This is a genomic window from Paraburkholderia sp. BR10141, assembly GCF_056155635.1.
Window position 1 is genome coordinate 1 of sequence record NZ_JBMIQH010000092.1, and the last position, 4,180, is coordinate 4,180.

Consider the following 4,180-nt stretch of genomic DNA (forward strand, 5'->3'; position numbering starts at 1 on the left):
TCCATGATCTGCCGATTCGACGATGGGTGGGAGGCGCTCATTCCATTGGCTACGAACCCTCCAACGACATCGCCCGACGCCACCAACTCGTGCACCGTGGCTGTTGGGTTCATCTGAGACGGTACTTCATCAAGGCAGAGGACAGCGTACCGAAGGCTGCCCGAACGCTCGATCTGCTTGCGACGCGATTCATCAAATTGATCGCATCGGTTCGAATATTTTGCCCCGTCTCTTCCGTGCTTGGACGCTTGGCTGTCACGGCTTCGTAGTGTCCCTGCTGGTCCCAAATAACTACATGGTGTGTGAACGGGGCGCTCGCGCCAGAAGCCGAAATGAATTCCCTGCTCGTCACGGGGTATTGCGCGTCTAGGCCCGCTTCGACTACCCCAACCTGTATGTTTACGTTGTAGCGCTCATTGACAAGCCTCGTGAGGGTCTTGGCCGCTCCACCAACGCCGGTATCCAGATGCAGCATCCTGTCGTTGCTGTCGGATGGATTTTTCACGTCGTACTCGCGGCGCAACTCGTTAACTTCGTTGTCGAGATTGCTGTCCTTCAAATCCGGCCTGAGGTGTTGCACCAACGCATAGATCGCGCAGTTGCTCCCCGTTCCCGGGTTGGAAATGACCTGCAGGTCATGTTTGGTCAGGTATGCCCTAAAAGCGTTGTTGAGATCGGCGAATCCCAACATCTGCTGCTCCCGGTTATCGTCGGATATTTCAGACGGTTCTTCGTTCTTGTCAGCCTGATTGACCACGACGTTATTCGTGCGATTCGAAGTATGCGTCGTGTTGCTTTGAATGGCTTGCAGTTTAGGTTTGGCCAGTATCCAGAAAGCCTTCTCCTGCAGACTGCGCGCGATGGCTTCCTCCACCGCAGCTGCGTCGGCACTATCCATTTCGTCGGCAGTGCGGGCCTTCTTTTGTCCGACCGTGCCGTACTTAGCCAAAAGTGTTTTCTGGTCAGGGACTGCTGAGCGAACGTTTTCCATCGCTGACGTCCCTTGGCTCGAACTCAAGTCGCGATGGGCATTAGCGCCAATATTATTCTGGACTCTTGTCTTTAGCCCTGCCAATTGGCCGCTCGCGCACAAGGAGGATGCGGAATTAGGATTAGTGGGCGATTCTTCACCCGTACTCGTTGCCGTGAGATCGGTGGAAACGTTACTTGAGCTAGATACGCTGGAGATTGGCATGCCTGTTCCACGATGAATGACGGTTTTGAACTGCAGTTCGGCTGCTCGTGCCTGGGTTCCGTCGCGATGAGGACGGCAGGCCGAGCATGTTCCCATATAGATAGGATTTGTTATGTCACAAGCGAGTAGAACTGAGCGGCTGCCGCTTGGTCATCGCCGTTCGTTTATCACCTGCACTTTGCGAATCATATGCATCTATATGAACGCGTCCCGTTTGCGCCAGTTTTTCGCGTGTTGTGACTGACAGGATTGGCTGCTGCTCTATATCCGGGCTTGTTGCAGTCGGCATTGCCGCTGCGGCCCACTATGAAATCCGCTGACTCGCACCTCATTCTTAACGCGAGCTCGAAGCTCTTGGTTATTCCCAGGTTTGGCGAGTCCCGGTCCTACCTGTGTCGTCATCACTTACGATTGCCAGCGCAACTTTGAGAGTTCACTCCATAAAATCAGATTTCTGCTTACGTGAGCATCAGGCGGTCAGGTGTGGCTTGATGCTCACGTAAGCGCGTTCATACTCACGACCATGTACCAGGATTGCCCAGATTGTTCGCGCCATCTTGTTCGCCAGTGCGACGGCCACTATGTTTGACGGGCGCCGGAGGCTGATCTGTTTGAGCCATTCACTCGGCTCCTTCGTATGGTGCAACACACTGCGCGCCCCGTGAACCAATAGAGTGCGTAGATAGGTATCGCCCCTCTTACTTATCCCCAATAATTGAACCTTTCCTCCCGTGCCCGTTTGGGCGGGAACGAGGCCGAGCCATGCTGCGAACTCACGCCCTGACCTGAATGACTTTGCATCACCCATCGTCGCGACCGCTGCGGTCGCTGTCAGCAGGCCGACGCCTGGAATCTCTGCTATCGCCTTGCAGGCATTGCTCTCTTTCATCCAGTTCAGCAAACGGCGTTCGATGTCGGCGATCTGACGGTCCAGGTTTTGTCAGCCCGCACCACTGCTCGCGCAGCGTGTCGATCAGCACCGCTGGTAGACACTAGGCAACCCTCGCGAGCACTTCCGGTATAGCCTTGTCCAGCGCCGCCCGTCCTTTGCTCATCACCTCGCCATATTCCGTCAGCAGGCCACGCAGCGCATTGATCTGGATCGTACGAAACTTCACCAACTGCTCGCGCATCCGGTGCAGCGCCAGCATCGCCTGCTGCATTTCCGTTTTGACCGCAACCGGCTTGCTGGGCTGCTGCACTGCCAGCCAGATTGCCTGCGCATCGGCCGCGTGGAAGCGTGTGCCGGCGCTCACTTCATGGCGCGCAAGCTTGCGACCTTCGGGCATCAGATCAAGCTGATCTCGCCGCAGTTCGTCCGGCCGTTCGTAAAATCAAATAAGAACGATTTTGTCGATGCTGAGGCAATTTGCGAAGCCGCGTCACGCCCCTCCATGCGATTTGTGACTCCGAAGACGGAATCGCAACAAACGCTGTCCGCATTACACCGTGTGCGTGATTCACTGATTCGCGATCGAGTATGCACGACAAACCAGATGCATGCCTTCCTGCTGGAATTCGGTATCAGTCTGCCTATCGGGATAGCCGTTGTCAGACGGTTGCCCGCCGTGCTCGCGGAACACGAGTTACCTCCCAGGTGTCACGGATCGGCGTTATGGAGCCAATCCGTGATCGGCGTAAAGGCGCCACCTGATGATCGGCGCATAGGCGCCAGTGATATCGGAATGTAAAGCGCGGTTCGAACTTTCCCAGTCGGTACGCTTTGTTCTTTTTGAACGGAGCGCCTATGACCAACCGGAGGTTCGAATTGTTTGAGTATCGTCAAGTCCTTGTCCGTATGCGGCAAGGCGACTCCGACCGCGACATCGCTCGCGGCGGACTGATGGGGCGCAAGAAGCTCACCAGCGTGCGCCGTGAAGCCCAAGCGCGAGGCTGGCTTGATCCCGCGCAGCTCTTGCCCGATGACACGGTGATCGCCGGGGTCTTTGGTCGCACGCCGCATCTGCCCAGTACCTGCGTGTCGACCGTGGAGCCGTTTCGCGAGCAGATCCGCGGCTGGCTCGCCGCCGGCGTACAGGGCACCACAATCCACGCCACACTTCGGCGCAACCACGGCTACACCGGCAGCTACTCGGCGGTTCGCCGCATGATGGTCCACCTTGCCGCCGAGCGCGGCGTGGCCGCCACGACGATCTTGGAGTTCGCGCCGGCTGACGCCGTGCAGGTCGATTTCGGCGCGGGCCCCGTCATTGGCGTTGATGGCATCAACCTTCGCACGTGGATCTTCGTGACACCTTGTGCAAAGCCGAGTTCATCCGTATCAGCAGTCATCGCAAGAGAGGTTGCTGATTTCGATCGTCATTTGACGGAGATTCGCGGGCTTTCCGATAGTACCCGCGACGTGCGGAGACGGCATGTCAGCGAGTTTCTTGTCGATCGATTCGGCATCGGTGCGATCACCATATCGAAGCTCATGCCATCGGATGTCGCACGTTTTGTCGAGCGTCGCACGCACGGACTTGCGCCCAACTCGATCAAGGGTGTCGGCATTTCACTTCGCAGCTATTTGATCTTCTGATCTTCAAGGCCAGCCACGGCGTCCCGACCATCCCACACATCGCCGGCCTTCCCGATAGTTTGTCACCTGACGAGATTCGCCGGTTGCTCAATGCCTTCGACCGCAACAACGCTACCGGCATGTCGTGAGCAAAGACGTGAAACGCGGGGCTGGGGTTTGTAAATAGTTTTGTAAAGGTTTGTATACGCGTGAAAGCGTTGCCAGGAATGGGTTTGCGGCGCATTCGTCTGACGTTTCCCCACTGAAAAATGACGTTTTCCCACTTAGTCGGGCGATTTCCCACTGTTGTCCACAGGCATCTATTCTGACGTTTTCCCACAAGCAGAGGATAGTTCTGACGGGTTCCCCCACCCCCATTTCTGATGGTATCTAATGGTGACAGAATGTGGGCTCCCGGGCGGGCAGTTCAAACTCCCCCACTTATGGGCGCGTAAATTCCCCCACCT

General features: G+C 56.7%; 2 protein-coding genes and 3 pseudogenes. 3 read left to right on the top strand and 2 right to left on the bottom strand.

Features of this window, described 5'->3' with window-relative positions; all coding sequences use genetic code 11:
- Window positions 1–212, top strand: a pseudogene (locus ACOJB8_RS40755) (IS66 family transposase); the annotation flags it as partial.
- On the opposite strand, the gene ACOJB8_RS40760 reads toward ACOJB8_RS40755, so the two are convergent.
- Together ACOJB8_RS40760 and ACOJB8_RS40765 are read right to left on the bottom strand one after the other, a co-directional pair.
- Window positions 110–991: a hypothetical protein gene (locus ACOJB8_RS40760; RefSeq protein ID WP_342924835.1), complete on the bottom strand. Its 882-nt coding sequence runs from the start codon at window positions 989–991 to the stop codon at window positions 110–112. The pseudogene ACOJB8_RS40755 and the gene ACOJB8_RS40760 overlap by 103 nt on opposite strands.
- A gap of 673 nt (window positions 992–1,664) precedes the next feature.
- Window positions 1,665–2,427: pseudogene (locus ACOJB8_RS40765) on the bottom strand (IS110 family RNA-guided transposase); the annotation flags it as partial.
- On the opposite strand from ACOJB8_RS40765, the pseudogene ACOJB8_RS40770 reads away from it, so the two are divergent.
- Together ACOJB8_RS40770 and ACOJB8_RS40775 are read left to right on the top strand one after the other, a co-directional pair.
- A pseudogene (locus tag ACOJB8_RS40770) lies at window positions 2,317–2,793 on the top strand (IS110 family transposase); the annotation flags it as partial. The pseudogenes ACOJB8_RS40765 and ACOJB8_RS40770 sit on opposite strands and share 111 nt — an antisense overlap.
- Before the next feature lie 149 nt (window positions 2,794–2,942).
- Window positions 2,943–3,734: a hypothetical protein gene (locus ACOJB8_RS40775; RefSeq protein WP_342924823.1), complete on the top strand. Its 792-nt coding sequence runs from the start codon at window positions 2,943–2,945 to the stop codon at window positions 3,732–3,734.
- Window positions 3,735–4,180 lie beyond the last annotated feature (446 nt).